The following is an 18,336-nucleotide window of genomic DNA, read 5'->3' on the forward strand; positions in this document are numbered from 1 at the left end:
ACATTCGACCTGAGCGCCACATGCGCGGCAGCTCGAAAGCCTGCTCATGCCAACGCGCAAGCACCGCTGAAAACCGGCCTTCGTGCTTGGCACGCCGGATTTCGTCGACGACATTCAATCCGCCAACATAGAGCGCGAAGCTGCGTCGGCTAGACAGAAAGTGCGGCGCCTACACGCCAATCCAGGCAAGCAATTCGGCCAGTGGGACGTGGGGCGCTGCGGGTTCTGGATCGATGTTCGCGACTACAGCAGGTTCGTCGGAAGACGTAGGGACGTTCTGATTCTCAAATGCTGAGCGCGTCGAGCGCGAGCCGGCAGAGCAGTTCGATGCGATTTCACTTGTAAGCACCGTCGAACGAAGGTTAGCCGTTTAATTTGACATAAGATAAACGAACTTACTAACTAAAAGCTGGCGTTACACCTGCGGAGCCCAAGCCCCACAAGCGTTAGCGGGTAGCGCCAGCCACCGAAAACCCGTGGAAAATTTTTCCCAAGCACCCATCCAGATCGACTGGACGTCGGGCGATTTCGCGCGCTCGTAAGCAGCCGCCGCGATAACTTCCATCGGTTCGATACCGCAAGCCACAGCGATTTTCAGAGCAGTCGTTTCGTCGAAATGGCTGCGTCCTGCACGGTAGCCGCTGATCGTCGAGGCGCGAATATTCAGCGCTTTCGCAAGCGCGTAGTCAGATTCGACTTTGAGACAACGCTTCGCGTCGTCCAGATAGTCAACTGTTCCTTTCATCTTGTAACCCCTTGAAATTCAAGATTAACCCTGATGCGTAGCGTAGTTCGATGTTCGAGAATATGCAACGATCGAGGGTTACGAATGATTCGAGCCCTTGACATAGTTTTAGGTCTCGAACTATCCTCCGCCTGTCGCCTTGGCAGCCGGTGTTCTACCCCGCCGGTGCTGGAATTGCTCCCCAGCCGCCGGGCGACTTCTGCGCTTCAAATCGTTCAAGGGGTAGAGCAAGGGGAGGTTACATGCGACACATTTCGTTGCAAGTTACACACGCCGGTATCAAGTTGCCGGTAACAGACCGATGCGTTTTTGACGATGCCGAAGCAATTCGGCGTGAGCTGAACACGCATAATCAGCTGCAGCGAGCGCGCTACCGCGCACGCCAACAAGGTCGGCCGCACCTGACTGTCGTGGGTACGGCATGACGAACGCAGATATTCAACAAGCAAAGCCGCGCGTAGTCGCACCGGGCGTCCTGGAATGCGGCCCGTACTTCGAGCAACATGCGCGCGGTGGCTACTTCATCGTCGGTCGCCGGCAAATCCACTGGTACGAAGAAACTGCGCTGCGCGGTGATCCGTTTTTGCTGACCCGCGACGAGGCGCTAAACGCCGCTCTGCACGAAACGGCGGGGCGCAAATGAATCCCAACGTCACGCCAATCGATCAACAGCCGGGCCGTACCGAGCTGATTGAAGACCTCGCATCGTTCGGTGTCGGCGCCGGGGTCATGATTCCTCCATTCGTCCTTTACGCACCGCCGCGCACGGCTTGCAGTGATCGCGCGGCGGCTCGTGCGTTGGACGAACTGCGCCCCCTCCTTGGCAAACTGGCGCGACGGCACCGCGTCATCCGGTAAAACATCTCATGAAAGACAAGCAGATCCGCAAGCCGATGCCCCTGTGGGCGATCTGGCTACTGTCCGTGCTTGCTGTTCTCGCGTGGAGCGCCATCAACGGCGAACCGCAATCAAGCGAGCCCGCGGCAGTTCGCGTGCTTATCCGCGCCTGATTGCAAGGGAGACAGGCGTAATGTGGATCTATGCGAATGCGGTGAATTCGGAGTTGCCGAAGCTTGCCGCCATGCAGAAGGCGCGCAAGCGTCTGCCGTATAAGTGGTACCGGCGGGCTTATCGAAATGCTGAGAGCGCGGGGCGTGATAGCGCGAGCAAGCGCGGTGCGGCGCATCTGTTCGACATGAACGCGGCCAATCGCAGCATGGCTGCGTTTGTAGATGAACACGCCCCGGATTCGATGCCGGTGCGCCCCGACGCATCCGATTACGAAATCTGCATGAAGGCGCGCACGCTCGCCAACGATTTTGTGCTTCGCGCGCTCGGGCTCGACGCCAATCAAGCGCTCGTCGTTGCGGCTCGTACCTGTGCCGCTTACGGCGTCGCGCTGCCGGCCTTCGACAATCCGGCGCAACAGGTGCTTCGCGTGAAGTGCGAACTATGGTGGCGGCGGCAATTACGGCGTCTGCACATCCGTTCGCTGGAGCATTCGAACATCCGTCTGCATTACGTCCACTACAAAGCCGAGCCTTACGCGAGCGATGAAGCGGTGCGCCGGCGCATCGCGCAGAACCGGCGCAACACGGCAACCCTCGAATCCGTCACGCTGGAAAACGAACTCGGCCACCGTTTCACGCTCGCCGAACTAGCTGCAAAGAGTGTTTCCAACAAAGCACTGAAACGCGGCGAGTTGATGACGCGTTTGCGCGGCTGTGAAGACCTTGCAATCGCGGCGCACTTCCAAGGGGTGATGTTCACGCTGACTTGCCCGAGCCGCTTTCACGCGATTCGCCAATTGGGTAACGGCACCCGGTTCATTCCGAACAAGAAATACAACGGCGCATCGGCTCGCGACGGGCAGGTGTATTTGCGCAAGGTGTGGGCGCGGATTCGTGCGCAGCTCAAGCGAGAAGGCGTGACCTACTTCGGCATGCGTGTGGCGGAGCCGCACCACGACGCTACGCCGCATTGGCATGGCCTGATTTTCTCGGACAACGTCGATCGCGTGTGCTCGGTGATGCGCGCTCATGGTCTGCGCGACTCGGGCGACGAGGCTGGCGCGCAGGCGCGGCGTGTGAAGTTTGAGCGCATCGACAGCGCGAAGGGCTCGGCGGTCGGCTACATCGCGAAGTACATCGCAAAGAATATTGACGGCCACGCGGTGGGCGACCACAAGACACAAGAGGGCTACACCGTCCAGGCGGATATGTGGGGCGAAGACGAAATCACACCGTCGCAGCGTGTCGAAGCGTGGGCGGCGCTGTGGGGCATCCGCCAGTTTCAGCAGTTCGGCGGTGCGCCTGTTGGCGTGTGGCGTGAGCTGCGGCGTGTGAAGGTCGAAGACCTCCCAGCCGCCGAAGAATCACCGGCGATCGTGGCCGCATGGCATGCGGCGCAGAAAACCGAAATGCACAAAGCGGACTGGGCGGAATACGCGCGGGCTATGGGTGGCATCGCGGGTGAAGAGCGTCTGATTTACGTTAAGCGCACCACGCAGCATCGTGAAGGCCGGTACGGTATCGCGCCGGTCAAAGTACCGCACGGCGTCGCGGCAACTGGCGTTGCGTACATCGTCGACGGTATGTGCGCGTACTCGAAGGAAACAGAAATTTTCGTTCCGGCAACTCGCTTTGAGTGGCGGAAGGTTCAGCGCAGCGGCGAAGCCGCGAGCACTCGGACTCGTGTCAATAACTGTACGCGCAGCGTTCGGCCAGGGGTGGCTGACCGGGCTGCCCAGTTGGATCGCAGCAATGAAATCAGCGTCAGTGGGGAAGGGGACTGCGCGGAATGGGGTCAATGGAACCTGTAGAGCGAGGAATTCCCATGACACAAATGAAGATCGATTGCCCTTGCTGCGGCGGCGAATTTGACGCACGCCATACAGAGGGTCTGTCCACAACGCTGCGGCGCATGTATTTCGTTTGCGAAGACTGCGGCTATCGCACGCCGGCGGGCTTCGAAATCCTTTTCTCACTGTCGGCGTCGTCCCGGCCGCGGGAAGGCGTGTTGCTGGAGGTTCGACCGTCGCCGATGCTGCGCGGCGCGGTGAACGCGCGCACGACAATGAATCGGGAGAACCGGCCGTGAGATTCACGATCGCTTGCCCGCATTGCGGCGCTCGCGGTATCGCGCGAGCGATGGAAAAGAAGTCGGAAACGGATTGGGAGATTGACTTCCAGTGCGACGACGTGACGTGCGGTCACACATACCGCACGAAGCTCGAAATGTTCCCGCCTGAACTGCCGATACCTAAGCGGCAGAGGCGAAGCAATACCGAATTGCAGTTTGATCTTTAACCAGCTCCGGGGGGAGCGATGAACTACGAAATGACCATGCCAACGAGAGCCCAACCAGCCTTACTAGCGCTCGCGGCGACGGTGGCTGCTGCCTGTTTGTCGCTACTCGCCGGCTGGCAGCGTGGCGGGTTGCTCGCAGAACGCTTGCTTCTGACCTGTATCGGCGTCGTGTTGGTTGTCGCCGCTCACCTACTCCCTGCCTTGTGCCGCCCGCATGGCTGGCGCATTCGGGCGCTCGGCGCTTTACTGTGGATGGGCTGCATGGCGGCAACCTGCTACGGCCACGCGGTGTTTTTCGTCATGGCCCAGCAACATGCCGGCGAGATTCGCGCGGCAGCCGTCCCGGTAATCGTACCCGCAGTCTCCGCGCCCGGTCGCGATCTGGTCGCGATCGCCAGTGACCGCGCCGGCGTCGTGGCACGGCTGGCCCGCGTGGCTGAACGCAAGTGCGGCGAGAAGTGCGCGGCGGTGCGCATCGAACACACGACTCTTACTGCGCGGCTCGCCGCACTCGACGTCGAGTCGGCCGAAGTCACGCGTTGGGATCTGGCGCTGGAGCGCGCGGACGCCGAACGCGCCGCGGCGAAAGCTGATCCGGTCGCCGAGTTACTGACCACTTTCGGCGTGGCCGCCAGCCGCGTCGATCTGGTCGCCGGCATGGCGTTCGCCGTGGTCCTTGAGGGTGTCGCATGTTTCTGCTGGTTTCTTGCGCTGCGGCCTGCCGAAGCGCCCGCCCAGGCAGTCACGCCCGCACGGGAAGCCAGTCACGGCCTTAGAGTCACGCCAGTCACGGCCGCCAGTCAGGCCGTTGCGCCGGGTGGCAATGATGCGATCAAACCGGAGCAAACCGCCACGGCACCAACCGCCGAGCAAGCGGCTGACGTGACTCGGGTGCTTACCGCGATCCGCGACGGAACGCTACGCGGCACTGTCGCTGAGATTCGGAGGTACGTCGGATGCTCGCAAGCGAAAGCCGCGGCCCTTCGCAAACAGATCGCGCAACAGGCACAAGCCAGTCAAGCGAAGACGGAGTCCATTGCAGGGAAACGGAATCTCTAAACTCCACCAAATCTTGTGAGACCGGCGATATCCTCGAGATTCGGTACACATTTGTACGACGATACTTCGCTGCGATGCGTGGTGCGGCTTGAAGATGCTGCGCCATCGCCGCATAGTATCCTGTCTGCAATTTACAATGCGAGGAAGCCCACTTGTCCATCGATATCGACGCATTTGCGCATGCAATTGAAAGCGACCTCACAAGCAATCCGCCCACATATAATGAATCTCCTTATTACAGCAAGGTGCAATTGACTGCAAAGCCCGACTCGTCGGCGCAGATATTTTTAGAGAATGACGAGTTCACGAAACCGTATTTGAGTAAAAATATTTACCACGGTTCGGGACAGACAAAAATTCAAGCTTGGGCACTCGCGTCCTGCGCATTAACGTACGCGAAAGAAAAAACCCCAAAAGAAGCAGCAGAAGCGATTGATGCCATATTCAAGGCCATTGATGCACCAGTAAACGATATTGCTTTAATATCGGGAGTATTCGTATCAAGAGTCCATGAAATTACAGATAATATATGGCTCGCTCCGATATCAGAATCCCCTTCATTTCAAATTAAAGCTGCCGTGGCGGAATACAATGATTTTTTGAAGGATTACATGCTAGGCAGAGGCGCGTCGCCATTTTTTGATATGGGGTTTGATGCACCTAAAGCCGTGCTCTGGCGAAAGCGATCTATGCCATTTGGGTTCAACGTGACCAATGGGGGCGCGGCTGATGCTGGAGCCGAGCAGTTATTCGCACTGTCGCATCTGCTAACACTCGTAGGGCCTTGCTCACCAAGCATCCGGCAATATGTTACCGAGCTTGATGAAAGCATGCCGTTCAAGCGTTACTTATCCCAAACGACGTACAGTCGAGCGGAAGAAACAAAGACGAATTCCATAACGGAGATTCATGACGAGGATATTGAGGAATATAGGACCATAGTTAACGACTATTTCCGTTTGAGTAGCAAGGTGAAAATGTTTATATCCACTCCGCTCGTCAGACTTAATTTGGCAATTAAACATATAAGTGAAGTGGAGAAGGCGATTGATTTAGGGATCGCCATGGAATCACTTTTTTTATCGGATAGTGATAAAAATTCACCAATCGCACTGCCCTTGAGATTGCGCGGCGCGTGGCTGCTTGGGGAAACGCAGGCAGATCGTGATATTTTATTTAAAAAATTTCAAAAACTGTACGACCTCAGATCTTCTGCTGTTCACAGTGGCTCTCTCGGGAAAAACAATCCTAAAAGTCCAAATTCTGATTTGCTCGCGGGTGGCGTCGAACTGTGCGTTTCGGCGATACGGAAAATCATAAAAAACGGTGAGGTGCCGGAATGGACAAATCTACTACTTGGCGGACGCTATTAGCCCGAGAGAAACCGACCGGAGAGCTATACCCTTGCTGCCCTAAAAGGCGACCGCTGTTGGCCTGTCGTCGTATCGCTGGAGCGGCGACATTCGCGTAGCACAGCGAGACGCATTAGAAGCCAGCCGAGCCGTTGCGAGGAATACCCGACGCGCGCATCACATCGCATCATGCAGTCGGGTCTGAAATCGCCCCGAACCCCGCGCATATTGGCACCGCACCGGCCGGCGGCCTACTGCATCAAAACGGGCCACCCAAGAGGAGGGCAGGCGGGGAGGGGGACTGCGTTATCACGCCTCTCAAGCGGGGCCGCTCACCGGCCGGCGGGTGCGCGCGCAGAAGGGTCGCAGCAAAGCGGCAACCTTCTTAACTAAATAGTTGACAAGGTTGCCGAAAAGCTTATACTGCAGTACGTAAGCTAAAAAGCTTACTCCTCAGCCGAGCAGAAGACTCCGCGAGACTCGCACACAACCTCTTCCCGGGAGCACATGACATGAAACTAACCCCCTTCGGACTTTACGTAAGAAAGCTCCGACTCGATCTGGGGCTTACGTTGAAGACTATGGCGGACGCTTTAGCCGTCAGCTCTGCATATTTGAGTTCGATCGAACTCGGCGACAAACAGCTCACCGCGAAGATCGCGGAAGACGCCGTCGAATTCTTTCAAGGCAGGATCGGCAGTAACCAGATCGAAGAGCTGCGAGAAGCAGTTGCGCGATCGGTTGATATTGTTCCGGTGTCCTCGTTAGATAGCGACGAGAAAGTGTTGGTCGCAGCGTTCGCGCGACGGCTGACCGAGGGTGCCGGTGTTCCTAACGAAGTGATGAACTGGCTGAAGAGAGAGGGCAAGCATGGTCGTTCTAAATGAATCGCCGTTCGGGCCGAAGCGACCGAGCGGCTATAAAGTAGCGCCTATGAATCGTCGGCAGTTGAGAGCAGTTGCTGACGAGTTACGCCCTGTTTTGATCGACGCTGGATGTTATCGAAAAGGTCCGAACTATCTGGACGCGAGTCATTTGCTTGAGAACGTCTTGCACCGCGCCGAGTACACGTTTCATCCAGAGGACTCGCCTGAACTGGTCGAAACAGCAGCTTTCGCGATTCCCGAGCGGCGACTCATCGTGATTCGGCAAGACGTGTACGAGAAGCTCGAGCAAGGAAATGCATTTTCTCGCTACACGGTGGTGCATGAGTTCAGCCATATCGTGCTCGATCACGCTGTGACTTTGCACCGCGGTGCAGTACTGGGTCAGCACGAATGGTGGGAGGACAGCGAGTGGCAAGCGAACAATCTCACCGCGGAATTGCTCATGCCTGTGGACGTCGTGCGGGCTTTGCAGGGTAACTTGGAACAGATGCAGGCGCAGTGCGGGGTTAGCGCACAGGCTGCAGAGAATAGGCTGAAAAATCTGAGGAATGAACGTCTGATATGAACAGAGGACTAGAGTTGGCGCTCTAGCCCTCCATTGAGCGGTGTCGGTAAGCGTTGTTCCGCCCACCGGGCTCGTAACGTCGATTTGCAGCCGGATTGTAGGTCCCGGGACATTCGAGCGCAAGAAAAAAATACAACGAGCCTCTTACATGGAGGTCGCTATGTTCGGAATGAACGTACGTCCTAGGCTTGTCCGTGTGAGCCAATATGTTCGCTTTCGGTTTGGCCGATTCGAGCATGTTTGCACACACTGGCGATCGTCGCCTAGTCGATAAGTAAGATGCGCGGCCATTGTGCCGCGCCTCGCCTTACACCTTCGTTCGCGCCAACGGTGCGAATGGGGACGCACGCACACAATCTAGGCTCTTAGGAGTTTCAAAATGGCAACTTGGTATCTGGTTCGTGTAGAGCTTTTAAACAACGCTACGTGGAGTGACTATACCGATCTCCACGCACGCATGAAGGCTGCTCGCTACGGAACATCTGTAGCAGCCACAGACGGGCGTCGATATTCGCTGCCCCCGGCCGAATACTTTGGCGAATTTGGTTCAGATCTGAATTCGGTAAGGGCACTCGCGCAGAAAGCAGTAAGCGGCGGCTTACGTGCGGGGTTGGCGTTTCGGCTATTCGTTGCCCGCGTCGATGCGTGGGCGGGACATAATCTGGCCGCTGCGTAAGCTTTGTGCACGGGCTCCCCCGTTATTGTTTGCGGGGGAGCATACTTCTTTGTGGTATGCGAAAAATAGTGACTAAATACTATGGAAAAACCGATATCAGCTATCGCTACATGGTTTGAGAAACTGCCTGCGGACGAGAGGGACAATGCCGCGTTTTTGATTTATTCCGGTATCGCCGCCATGATCGGCGATAAAGACTACGACTGGGCGAACGAACCTGGCGATGCTTTCCTCGCGTGGTTGCGTGCGCCTGCTGGCGACCCGGCCGCGGAACTTGCGAAACTTCTGCTAACCAGAGAGCACGTCCGCTTCACATTAATTGACGATTTCGGAACGGCTGAAAAGTGGGTTGAAGCCGAAGCGCGGAACCGCGCCGTACTTGAGAAAGCCCAGACGGACCCTTCGTTGAGCCATTTGATTCCCACGGCGGAGAAGATACTCGCACGAATGCCCGGTCACCGTGATGCGGCCATCAAGCTCGCCGACGAGTGGCGAACGACAATCGCACCGCTCATCACAGACGAGCGGATTCGGAAATGGTACGACGCCGCGCTATTCGAGGGCATTACCTTCGCTACAGATTGATACTTGGACGCTGTCGCACGATTGCTATTTTTACCCGTCAGCGGCCCGAATACGGCTAACTTCGGCCACTGACGATTCCAATTTGGAGCAGTGAGTTCCACCTCATCAGACTCCGGTGCGCTTTATGCTGTAGGAATTAAACCGTACAACATCTTCACCGATCCACTCGTTAAGTTGTGTAAAACGACGCTGGAGCGGTTCGATTTCGTTAGCGCCAAATACCTCCGCCGCAGTGTCCGCGGCACCGAATCCGCCGGTGTTGCTCGGCACCACACCGATAAGCTGCGGCGGTACGCGATGGGCTGCAAGCAGGTCGTCGCGAGTCACGTTCTTGATGTTGAAAAACTCGTCTTTCGCCGTGACCTCGGACACCGGAATGAGCTGGATCCCTTCCTTTTTGCCGGCCGGCGCGTACATGAACAGGTTGCGGAAATTGCCCGGCCCCTTGCTGTTTTTCAACGCCTCGCGCAATGCGTCGACGTCTTCCTGCTTTTGAGCTGCATCCGTCATGTACAGGATGAACCCGGCGTGCGATCCATTCTCGTAGTAGCGGCGGCGAAACAGCGTCGCCGACTCGTTGAGCCAGGCCGCGTGCAGCGCGCCGAGATATTCGGGGAGGCCATACACCTCCTGATTGATATCCGGCTCCATCAGATGGTGAATGCTGCCGGCCGCGAATTCGTGCTTTTCCTGAATACCGTTGATCTGAAAAAACCGCTGCAGGTCGGTTGCCCGCCGCATGTATTTCGACGGCGCGCGTTTGAGCGCGAGCGTTCCGCCGATGCGATTCTGTTGTTTCTCAAGATAGCCATTTCCGAACACCATGAAGTCAAGCGCCCACTTGTCGAATTCTTCGCGCGTGAGCAACCTGTGGGGAATGAACGTGGACGACAGCACATTGCGCTTGAAGTAAATCGCGGAGCTGTGATGCACGCCGGCACGGAACGACTTCGCCAGACCTGCGAGTGACACCGGCGGCTCGAACCAGTCGCCGGCCGACCAGCTCTCGACGTAGTCCAGAATCTCGGCCCGGTCCATGACCGGCATCGCGTCGCCGAACGTGAAAGCTTCGGCGCGTGCCGGCGGTTCTGCTGCAAGCGTGGTCGCCGCGGCGTGTGTGTGGTTAGGTTTGCGTTTGCTCAATTTGAAAACTCCATAAAACCAGTGTTGTTCGCGGTCACGCCTTCCAGCGGCTCATTGCCGAGTGCGTGCAGACACGCCCATGCAAGATCGGCGTGGCCGGTTTCCTCGCTGCGACTCGCCTCGTAGGTGACTTTTCTGCCGCTCGCGGTCATCGTTTTGCGGATCGCCATGAACGACTGCGCGAGATCGGTCCATCCGGCGTCGAACTCGAGTCGGCCCTTACCGATCACGGACAGGCCTTTCAGAACGAGCTGCCCCTTGACCTCAGGCGAGTAGTTGAGCGCCACCGCGTGCGGATAGAACTGGCGAACGAGTTGATAGACGCCCTGGCCGATGCCGGTCGTGTCGATCGCCATATATTCGACGTTGTATTCCTGCGTGACGCGCTTGATGGCGTCGGCCTGGGCTTCGAAGTCCATGCCGCGCCATTGCTCCTTGTGCAGCACGCGAAACTTGCCACCCGGCACCGCCGGGGGCGCCACCACGATCAGGCCGGCCGAGTCGCCGGATAGCGCCGGGTCGTAACCGACCCACACCGGCCGCCACGCGAAAGGACGGGGCGCGAGTGGCTTGAAGTCTTCCCACAGCTCCCACGAATCCACCATGCAACGCTGCAGGTCCGCGAGGGGGAAAATCGATGCTGTGTCGTCAATGAAATGACACATCAGCAGATTCAGATATTCCTCGGGGCTGTATTCGAGCCGCAGCTCGTCGAGATCGAAAAGGCTGCAGCCACCGGCCACCGCGTCTTCAACCGTCACGATCTGGCGCCACTGCCGGTCCTCGCAGAGCCGGCCGCGGGCAAGCGCCTTGTGCGTGACGTCGAGATGCAGGTGATCGACCTTCGCGCGGCCGCGGTTGAAGTGGTCGCCGGTCCAGAACGAATAGGCCTCATGCTGCATGCTCGACGGTGTGGAGAAATACGTTTTTCTCCACCTGCTATGCATCGCCATGCCGGATGCGACCTTGTTCAGCTTGCGAAAGCCACCGACCCAGAAATACTCATCGAAATAGAAGTTGCCGTGATAGCTCTGCGCGGTGCGCGCGTTCGTGCCGAGGAAATACAGCATGGCCTCGTTCGGCAACAGGATCGGCTCGCCAGACAGATCCACGTCTGCGGCTTCGCGCGCGAACTGGCACATGTACTGTCGGAACACGTGCGCCTGTGCCTTGCTCGCCGATAGAAAAATCTGGTTGCGGCCTGTCTCGATGGCATCGACCAGGGCCTCGCGGGCGAAATACCACGTCGCGCCGATCTGCCGCGATTTCAGGAGGTTGCGCGTGCGTTGATCCCGCTGGCGATACCAGACCTTCTGGTAGTCGAACAGCGAGTCGCGGAACGCCTCGACGATCCTGTCGCGTTGCTCGTCGCTGAATTCGTTGCGGGCAGCCTTCTGTTTGCGCGGCGCCGTGTTGCGAGCCGCGATGTTCGGATTGAGGTCGCTCTCCCGGCCTGTCTCGCCGTACTTGTGGACACGCGCCATGCGTTCGACCTGACGCATCAGCAGATCGACTTCCTTAAAGTCGCGACCATCCTTTTCCGGCTTCGCGATCAACACCGCAAGTCGTGTTTCCAGCGACGACTCGATGCGCTCGATTGGCGATGCCTTGTCCCATTCGTCGCGCTGTTTCCATGCCTCGACGGTCGCACGCTTCAGTTCGAGCTGGCGTGCGATCGACGTGACCCGCCATCCCTGCCAGTACAACGCGCGAGCGATGCGGCGGGGGTCGGCATTCGATTCAAGTACAGGGGCGATGTCGGCGGTTTCTAGCATGGCGCCAAGTTTCTCGCGACGCGCGCGCGCAAGCATCCCCGTGCGTCTGTACCCATATCGGGGACATGCGCCAACGGTTGAGCCGCAGCGCGTGCAAACGCAAGATACGAACTCACGCAAACCAACCCTTCACACCCTGCAGGAGACCTGACAATGCAATGCCGCAAACTGTCTCTCATGTCGTTCGCCGTTGCGGCGATCGCATTCGCTTTCACGATGGACGCACACGCGGCGACGCTCGCCGTGAGTAGCGCCCTCAACCACGCCGATCTGATCGGCGGCCACCTCGGCGCCGGTGCGCTCGCGATCGGCTCCGTCACAGCGGCCGGCGCCGGTCAATCGGTCAAGCACGCGGCGACCCGGTTTTTCCGCATCGCGGTTGAAGGCGCGACGAGTGACGGCCGGACGATCGACCGCGCGTCGCTCACGCAGATGGCGAAGAACTACAACCCGGAGATGTACGGCGCGCGGCTGAACCTCGAACACTATCGCGGCATCATTCCCGACAGCCCCTTTAAGGCATATGGCGACGTGATCGCGCTGGAAACCCGCAATGAAACTGGCCCGCTCGCCGGCAAGCTCGGCCTGTATGCGCAGATCGCCCCGACGCCCGACCTCGTCGCGCTGACGAAGGCGAAACAGAAGATTTACACGTCGTGCGAAATCGATCCGTCGTTTGCTGACACGAATCAGGCGTATCTGGTCGGCCTCGCGGTAACGGATAGCCCCGCCAGCCTCGGTACGCAAATCCTCTCTTTCGCCGCGCAGAACCCGACCGCCTCGCCGTTCGCCGGCCGCAAGCTCAAACCGACGAACCTGTTCACCGCAGCCGAAGACCCGGTGACGATTGAATTCGACGAAGTCGCAGCGCCGGCGTTCGGCGCGCTGCTCTCCCGCGTTGCCGAACTGCTCGGCAAGTCGAAGAAAAAGGAGGCGACCGACGACACGCGATTCGCCGACGTAGGGCAGGCCGTCGAAGCGCTCGCCACACACGGCAAACAACAGGCCGACGCGGTCGATGCGCTGACGAAAGCCGTCAAGGATCTGTCCGACCAGCGTGAAGCCGATCGAAAGGCATTCGACGAACTGCACACGCAGCTTTCGAAGACCAGCAACACGCCGACACGGCCGCCGGCGACCGGCGCCCCTGCTGCTGTTGTCACTGACTGCTAACCCGCGTTCGCCCCTCTCACCGTTACCCGGAGAATTTACAAATGCGCAATGAAACCCGGATTGCCTTTAACGCCTACGTTGAAGCAATCGCCAAACTGAGCGGCGTTGAAAGCGCCGCCGTGAAATTCGCCGTTGCGCCGAGCGTGCAGCAGAAGCTGGAAACCCGCATTCAGGAGTCGAGCGACTTTCTGAAACGCGTCAACATGCTCGGCGTGACCGAACAGCAGGGCGCCAAGCTCGGCCTCGGCATCGGCGCGCCGATCGCGGGCACGACCGACACGACAAAGCAGGATCGCGAAACGACCGATGTAAGCGACCTCGACGAAAACGGCTACGTCTGCACACAGACTAACTTCGATTCACACATCACCTATTCGAAGCTCGACGCTTGGGCAAAGTTTCCCAACTTTCAGGCGCTTCTGCGTGACGCGATTATCAAACGCCAGGCTCTCGACCGTATCGCGATCGGCTTCAATGGCACCTCGCGCGCAGCGACGTCCGACCGCACGAAAAATCCGCTGCTGCAGGACGTGAACAAGGGCTGGTTGCAGAAGTATCGCGATCAGGCCGCGGCTCGCGTGCTGCACGAAGGTAGCAAGACGGCCGGCAAGGTTCAGGTCGGCAAGGGCGGCGATTACGAAAACCTCGACGCACTGGTTTTCGACATTCTCGCGAGCATGGTTGATCCGTGGCACCAGGACGACACGGAGCTGTTCGTTTTCTGCGGCCGTGGCCTGATGCACGACAAGTATTTCCCGATCGTCAACACGACGCAGGCGCCGACCGAAACCCTCGCGGCTGACGTAATCATGAGCCAGAAACGCATTGGCGGGCTACCGGCATGGCGGCACCAGCGTTCAATCCCTACACCTGACGGCAACGGGAATCGAACGCTGGTCCACCGCCATCACTTTCTGAGTTACGGCCATGAATAGCTTTATCGCGACCGCCGAACCAACCACGCCGCAGACACCCGGCTCGCCGGCCACTGCCGCGATCGTCACGAACGATGGCTGGTTCCCCGACATCGACATGAACGCCTTGCGCGCGTCGATGAAGCTCGACGGCACCGTGACCTATAAGCGCTTGCGTGACGCCACGCTCGACGCGATCGCTAGCGTGAATGCGGAGCTGGGCACATGCAGACCGGCGAAGGCCGCCGAAGGCGATCCCGATCCGACGCAGTTTTTCGGCACGCAAAACCGCTACCTGTATGCGGGCGCCGAAATCGTCGCCGATGTAGTGAAAACCATTCCGGCCTGACGCCGGCAACGCCACCGGGACAACTCCCACACCACCTATCAACAGGAGTAGGACAACATGGCGCAGGACTATCACCACGGCGTACGCGTCGAAGAAATCAACCAGGGCACGCGCCCGATTCGCACGATCTCGACGGCGATCGTCGGCGTCGTCTGCACGGCCGAAGACGCCGACGCTACCGCCTTCCCGCTCGATACGCCCGTGCTGCTGACGAACGTTATTTCCGCGCTCGGCAAGGCCGGCAAGAAGGGCACGCTTTACAAGACGCTGAACGCGATCGGCAAACAGACGAAGCCGGTCACGGTCGTGGTGCGCGTCGCTGAAGGAAAGGACGACGCCGAGACGACCTCGAACGTCATCGGCAAGGTGACGGCCGACGGCAAGTACACCGGCCTCAAGGCGCTGCGTTCGGCACAGGCCTCGCTCGGCGTGAAGCCGCGCATTATCGCGGCACCCCTGCTCGACACGCAGGCCGTGGGCACGGAGCTGGCCGCCACGGCGAAGGCGCTGAAAGGGTTCGCCTATATCTACGCCGCCGGCGCGAAGACGAAGGAAGACGCCACCGCCTACCGCAAGCAGTTTGCCGCGCGCGAAGTCATGGTGATCTGGCCGAATTTTCTGGCGTGGGACGACAACACCAACCAGACGGTCGAAGTACCGGCCACGGCCTACGCCGTTGGTTTGCGCGCGCTTATCGACCAGGCAACCGGCTGGCACAAGACGCTTTCCAACGTCGCGGTCAATGGTGTGACGGGTATCAGCATCCCGGTTTCGTGGGATCTGCAAGACCCGGCCACCGATGCCGGCTATCTCAACGAACAGGAAGTGACGACGCTCATCAACCGTAACGGCTATCGGTTCTGGGGCTCGCGCACCTGCTCGGACGATCCGCTGTTCGCGTTCGAGAACTACACGCGCACCGCGCAGGTGCTGGCCGACACGATGGCCGAAGCACAGATGCCGGTCGTCGACGGTCCGCTTAATCCGTCGCTCGCGCGCGACATTATCGAAAGCATCAACGGCAAGTTCCGCGAGTGGAAATCGCAGGGCTATCTGATCGACGGTTCGTCATGGTTCGACCCGGAGCCGAACACGACCGACGTTCTCAAATCGGGCAAGTCGTACGGCGCAGCAATCGCACAGGCGGCCGCCGTGCCGATCGTTCGGGCGACCGTACCCATTGACACCCGGCCGCCCCTGACAGCGGCACCAGCGGGCGCCAGCGCGGCCGGCAATGTGGCGTCGGCCGCATTCGGCCCGATCACCATCAACATTTACCCGCCGGCGGGCATGGACACGGCCGAAGTCGGTCGAATGGTTCGCGCCGAGCTGGAGCGCGCGCAGCGCTCGCAACAGGCGCGCCGTGGGTCGAGCCTGTCGGACCAGTAAGCGGAGAAAACAGACATGATGATGTCCCTCGACCAGTTCGTGTTTAGCCTGACCTCGGCACCGTTCAGGGAGCTGCAGCGCCAACGCAACTGGAAACACCGCACCAGCTCGCGCGTCGGCGCCCGCGACTCAAGCCAGTTTGTCGGCGTGGGCGATGACACGATCACGCTCGCCGGCACCGTGGCGCCCGAGTCGGTCGGCTCGATCGCGTCAATCAAGGAACTGGCGACGATGGGCGACGCCGGCGATGCGTATGTGCTGGTGGACGGCGCCGGCAATGTGTACGGCGCTTTCACCATTGACTCGCTGAACGAGACGCAGACCTATCACACGAACGAAGGCATTCCGCGAAAGATCGAATTCTCCCTGACGCTGAAACGTGTGGACGATGAAGCGCTATCGATGGTGAAACAGAAGGCGAAGGCCGACGAGGTAGACGAATAATGTTCGCAGCCAGGAACAACGCCACCGGCCGCACGGCCGCCCCGGTCGATCACGTCGAACCACAAGCCGATTACCGTGTGACGCTCGACGGTCGCGACCTGTCGCGCCTCATTGCACCGCGCCTCATTTCCCTTTCGATTTCAGAGTCGCGCGGCGACGAAGCCGACATGCTCGACCTCGTACTCGACGACTCGAAAAACGACCTTGCTATCCCGAAGCGCGGCGCTGAAATCAAGGTTTCGATCGGATGGGTCGGCGGCCCGCTGATCGACAAGGGGACATTCACCGTCAACGAAGCCGAACACAGCGGCGCGCCGGATACGATCACCGTGCGCGCCCGCTCGGCGTCGATGACCAACGAAATGCACGAACGCCGGGAAAAGAGCTGGCATGGGCAGACGATCGGCGCGATCGTGCGCGCGATCGCAACCCGTCACTCGCTCAAGCCGGCGATCGGCGACGCGATCGCGAAGATCCTGATCGACCATATCGACCAGACGCACGAAAGCGATATGTCATTTCTGACGCGCCTTGCGAAGCGCTACGACGCCGTGATGAACGTGAAGGATTTGCGCTTGCTGTTCATGCCGATCGGCACCGGCAAGACTGTGAGCGGCAAGGCGCTAGGCGTGATCGAATTGACGCGTTCGAGCGGCGACCGGCACCGCTACCACGTCGCGCAGCGTGAAAACTATGCGGGCGTGCGCGCGCATTACCACTCCAACGCAAAGGGCAAACGCAAGTCGGTTGTGATCGGCGGTGAGAACAACAAGAACATGAAGGTGCTGCCGGAAGACTACGCGACCGAAGCCGAAGCGCGCGCGGCGGCGCAGGCCGAGTATGACCGCACACAACGCAGCCAGGCGACATTCGACTACACGCTCGCCCGCGCGCGGCCCGATGCATTCCCCGAAATGCCCGTGACCGTTTCCGGCTTCAAACCGGAGATCGACGCAACGCCGTGGCTGGTGAAGAAAGCGACGCACACGATCAACGATAGTGGGTTCGAAACGGTGCTGGAAATGGAAATGCGCGACGACCCAACCACGGAACGGCACCGCTCGCACTTCCGGAAAGGCGGCTAGGTGTTCTTTTGATAGAGTGTTGACGGTCAGTTTTGACCGGACATGCATACCGCATGAATGCCGCAAATTGCGCGGCCGGTGCGGCCATTCAAATGGGAGCGAATGCGATGCCGATAGCATGCACGGGAGTGGGTTTCTACAAGGCCTTTAAAGACAACATGGACGCCCTCGGGCTTGACGTTCCTTCGAGCATTTCCACGGCGCCCGCCAATGTGCTCGCCCGTGTCGGCGCAATGGTGGCCGCTGCGGAGAAGCTGGGCAAGACTGCATCGATTGGTGAAATCATCGGAGCGACGACAACGAGTGAAAAACTACTCGCTTTCGGGGCGATCTATGCATCCTTCTGGCTCGGCGCCGCTGTCGGCAGTCTGATGGTCGCCACCGACGCATATCTCGATTGTGGCTCGACGCCGAACGCGACCGCGAAGGGCGTTCAGAAATTCACATTCGACACTGGCATTCGTGTTTCTGCCCAAACGCTTTTTGTCATGCAAACAAACCCCGAAATTTTCACGGTCGGCGCGCCTGGCCGAATCGCGTTCGTGAAAAAAGCAATCATCCCGGCCGGTCGGCTGCAAGCGGTGGGCGTGCAATGAAAGTTGGCTCGAAAGAATGGTGGGTTGACCGGGCCGCACTGATCGCGGTCGCAGTGGGATGCGCGGCTCTCGCGTGGCTGTTTTCTGTGGCGGCGGGAACCTATGCAACCGAGATATTGCTCGTCATCGTTTTCGTCGCGCTGATTCTCGATAACAGGCGGATGCGCAAACTCCTAAAGGAGCGCAATCCGCCTGCCTGACCGCAATGGCACTTTCGCAAGGGCGCCGGGTAGGCGACTAGAGCCGGTTTCGTACCGGCTTTATTGTATGCACAAAAATATCTTGCAACAA

At 59.2% G+C, this 18,336-nt stretch carries 22 protein-coding genes and 1 pseudogene; 20 read left to right on the forward strand and 3 right to left on the reverse strand.

The features are described from left to right. Positions 1-415: 415 nt before the first annotated feature. On the reverse strand, positions 416-745 hold the full coding sequence (locus B0G83_RS14725) for a helix-turn-helix domain-containing protein (protein ID WP_105508143.1): 330 nt from the start codon (positions 743-745) through the stop codon (positions 416-418). A 421-nt stretch (positions 746-1,166) separates the two neighbouring features. Here B0G83_RS14725 and B0G83_RS14735 point away from each other — a divergent pair, with 421 nt between their 5' ends. The 12 genes from B0G83_RS14735 to B0G83_RS14775 all read left to right on the forward strand — a co-directional run bounded on the left by B0G83_RS14735 (position 1,167) and on the right by B0G83_RS14775 (position 9,177). After that, complete coding sequence (locus B0G83_RS14735) at positions 1,167-1,388, forward strand: hypothetical protein (RefSeq protein WP_105508145.1); 222 nt, start codon at positions 1,167-1,169, stop codon at positions 1,386-1,388. Continuing rightward, positions 1,385-1,603, forward strand: coding sequence for a hypothetical protein (locus B0G83_RS14740; protein WP_105508146.1), 219 nt, complete (start codon positions 1,385-1,387; stop codon positions 1,601-1,603). The genes B0G83_RS14735 and B0G83_RS14740 overlap by 4 nt, the downstream gene beginning before the upstream one ends. Before the next feature lie 8 nt (positions 1,604-1,611). Beyond that, on the forward strand, positions 1,612-1,755 hold the full coding sequence (locus B0G83_RS38635; RefSeq protein ID WP_181156877.1) for a hypothetical protein: 144 nt from the start codon (positions 1,612-1,614) through the stop codon (positions 1,753-1,755). 20 nt (positions 1,756-1,775) lie between these two features. Then, positions 1,776-3,566, forward strand: a complete 1,791-nt coding sequence (locus B0G83_RS14745; RefSeq protein WP_105508147.1) for a replication endonuclease — start codon at positions 1,776-1,778, stop codon at positions 3,564-3,566. Positions 3,567-3,580: 14 nt separating this feature from the next. Then, positions 3,581-3,844: an ogr/Delta-like zinc finger family protein gene (locus B0G83_RS14750; RefSeq protein ID WP_181156879.1), complete on the forward strand. Its 264-nt coding sequence runs from the start codon at positions 3,581-3,583 to the stop codon at positions 3,842-3,844. Beyond that, positions 3,841-4,053 carry an ogr/Delta-like zinc finger family protein gene (locus B0G83_RS14755; protein WP_105508149.1) on the forward strand — a complete coding sequence of 71 codons (213 nt, stop codon included), beginning with the start codon at positions 3,841-3,843 and terminating at the stop codon, positions 4,051-4,053. Before B0G83_RS14750 ends, B0G83_RS14755 begins: the two co-directional genes overlap by 4 nt. Positions 4,054-4,089: 36 nt before the next feature. Then, the gene (locus B0G83_RS14760; RefSeq protein WP_258167897.1) at positions 4,090-5,112 is read left to right on the forward strand and encodes a hypothetical protein; all 1,023 of its coding nucleotides are present in this window, start codon (positions 4,090-4,092) and stop codon (positions 5,110-5,112) included. Positions 5,113-5,264: 152 nt separating this feature from the next. After that, positions 5,265-6,485, forward strand: coding sequence for a HEPN domain-containing protein (locus B0G83_RS38175; RefSeq protein WP_146120239.1), 1,221 nt, complete (start codon positions 5,265-5,267; stop codon positions 6,483-6,485). 491 nt (positions 6,486-6,976) lie between these two features. Then, the gene (locus tag B0G83_RS14765) at positions 6,977-7,351 is read left to right on the forward strand and encodes a helix-turn-helix domain-containing protein (RefSeq protein ID WP_105508150.1); all 375 of its coding nucleotides are present in this window, start codon (positions 6,977-6,979) and stop codon (positions 7,349-7,351) included. Beyond that, entirely contained in the window at positions 7,335-7,916 is a 582-nt protein-coding gene (locus B0G83_RS14770; protein ID WP_105508151.1) for an ImmA/IrrE family metallo-endopeptidase, read from the forward strand. Before B0G83_RS14765 ends, B0G83_RS14770 begins: the two co-directional genes overlap by 17 nt. Positions 7,917-8,295: 379 nt before the next feature. Further along, positions 8,296-8,592: a hypothetical protein gene (locus tag B0G83_RS38180; RefSeq protein WP_146120240.1), complete on the forward strand. Its 297-nt coding sequence runs from the start codon at positions 8,296-8,298 to the stop codon at positions 8,590-8,592. Positions 8,593-8,673: 81 nt separating this feature from the next. Further along, complete coding sequence (locus B0G83_RS14775; RefSeq protein WP_105508152.1) at positions 8,674-9,177, forward strand: hypothetical protein; 504 nt, start codon at positions 8,674-8,676, stop codon at positions 9,175-9,177. A 105-nt stretch (positions 9,178-9,282) separates the two neighbouring features. Here B0G83_RS14775 and B0G83_RS14780 read toward each other — a convergent pair whose 3' ends face one another. Further along, positions 9,283-10,320 (reverse strand): phage portal protein, encoded by a 1,038-nt coding sequence (locus B0G83_RS14780; RefSeq protein WP_105508153.1) that lies wholly within the window; start codon positions 10,318-10,320, stop codon positions 9,283-9,285. Next, positions 10,317-12,095, reverse strand: coding sequence for a terminase ATPase subunit family protein (locus tag B0G83_RS14785; protein WP_105508514.1), 1,779 nt, complete (start codon positions 12,093-12,095; stop codon positions 10,317-10,319). The genes B0G83_RS14780 and B0G83_RS14785 overlap by 4 nt, the downstream gene beginning before the upstream one ends. A gap of 153 nt (positions 12,096-12,248) precedes the next feature. Between B0G83_RS14785 and B0G83_RS14790 the strand changes: the two genes are divergently transcribed. The 8 genes and pseudogenes from B0G83_RS14790 to B0G83_RS14825 all read left to right on the forward strand — a co-directional run bounded on the left by B0G83_RS14790 (position 12,249) and on the right by B0G83_RS14825 (position 18,245). Beyond that, positions 12,249-13,268 carry a GPO family capsid scaffolding protein gene (locus B0G83_RS14790; RefSeq protein WP_105508154.1) on the forward strand — a complete coding sequence of 340 codons (1,020 nt, stop codon included), beginning with the start codon at positions 12,249-12,251 and terminating at the stop codon, positions 13,266-13,268. Between the two features lie 41 nt (positions 13,269-13,309). Then, entirely contained in the window at positions 13,310-14,203 is an 894-nt protein-coding gene (locus B0G83_RS14795) for a phage major capsid protein, P2 family (RefSeq protein WP_105508155.1), read from the forward strand. Then, positions 14,196-14,531, forward strand: coding sequence for a head completion/stabilization protein (locus B0G83_RS14800; RefSeq protein WP_105508156.1), 336 nt, complete (start codon positions 14,196-14,198; stop codon positions 14,529-14,531). Before B0G83_RS14795 ends, B0G83_RS14800 begins: the two co-directional genes overlap by 8 nt. Before the next feature lie 57 nt (positions 14,532-14,588). Further along, positions 14,589-15,656 (forward strand): annotated as a pseudogene (locus B0G83_RS14805) (phage tail sheath protein); the annotation flags it as partial. Between the two features lie 279 nt (positions 15,657-15,935). Continuing rightward, positions 15,936-16,364: a phage tail protein gene (locus tag B0G83_RS14810; protein ID WP_105508158.1), complete on the forward strand. Its 429-nt coding sequence runs from the start codon at positions 15,936-15,938 to the stop codon at positions 16,362-16,364. Next, positions 16,364-17,449 (forward strand): phage late control D family protein, encoded by a 1,086-nt coding sequence (locus B0G83_RS14815; protein ID WP_105508159.1) that lies wholly within the window; start codon positions 16,364-16,366, stop codon positions 17,447-17,449. The genes B0G83_RS14810 and B0G83_RS14815 overlap by 1 nt, the downstream gene beginning before the upstream one ends. A 53-nt stretch (positions 17,450-17,502) precedes the next feature. Continuing rightward, entirely contained in the window at positions 17,503-18,045 is a 543-nt protein-coding gene (locus tag B0G83_RS14820; protein WP_258167898.1) for a hypothetical protein, read from the forward strand. After that, complete coding sequence (locus B0G83_RS14825; protein ID WP_105508160.1) at positions 18,042-18,245, forward strand: hypothetical protein; 204 nt, start codon at positions 18,042-18,044, stop codon at positions 18,243-18,245. The genes B0G83_RS14820 and B0G83_RS14825 overlap by 4 nt, the downstream gene beginning before the upstream one ends. Positions 18,246-18,336 lie beyond the last annotated feature (91 nt).

Source organism: Paraburkholderia sp. BL21I4N1, assembly GCF_002973525.1.
Lineage (GTDB): Bacteria > Pseudomonadota > Gammaproteobacteria > Burkholderiales > Burkholderiaceae > Paraburkholderia.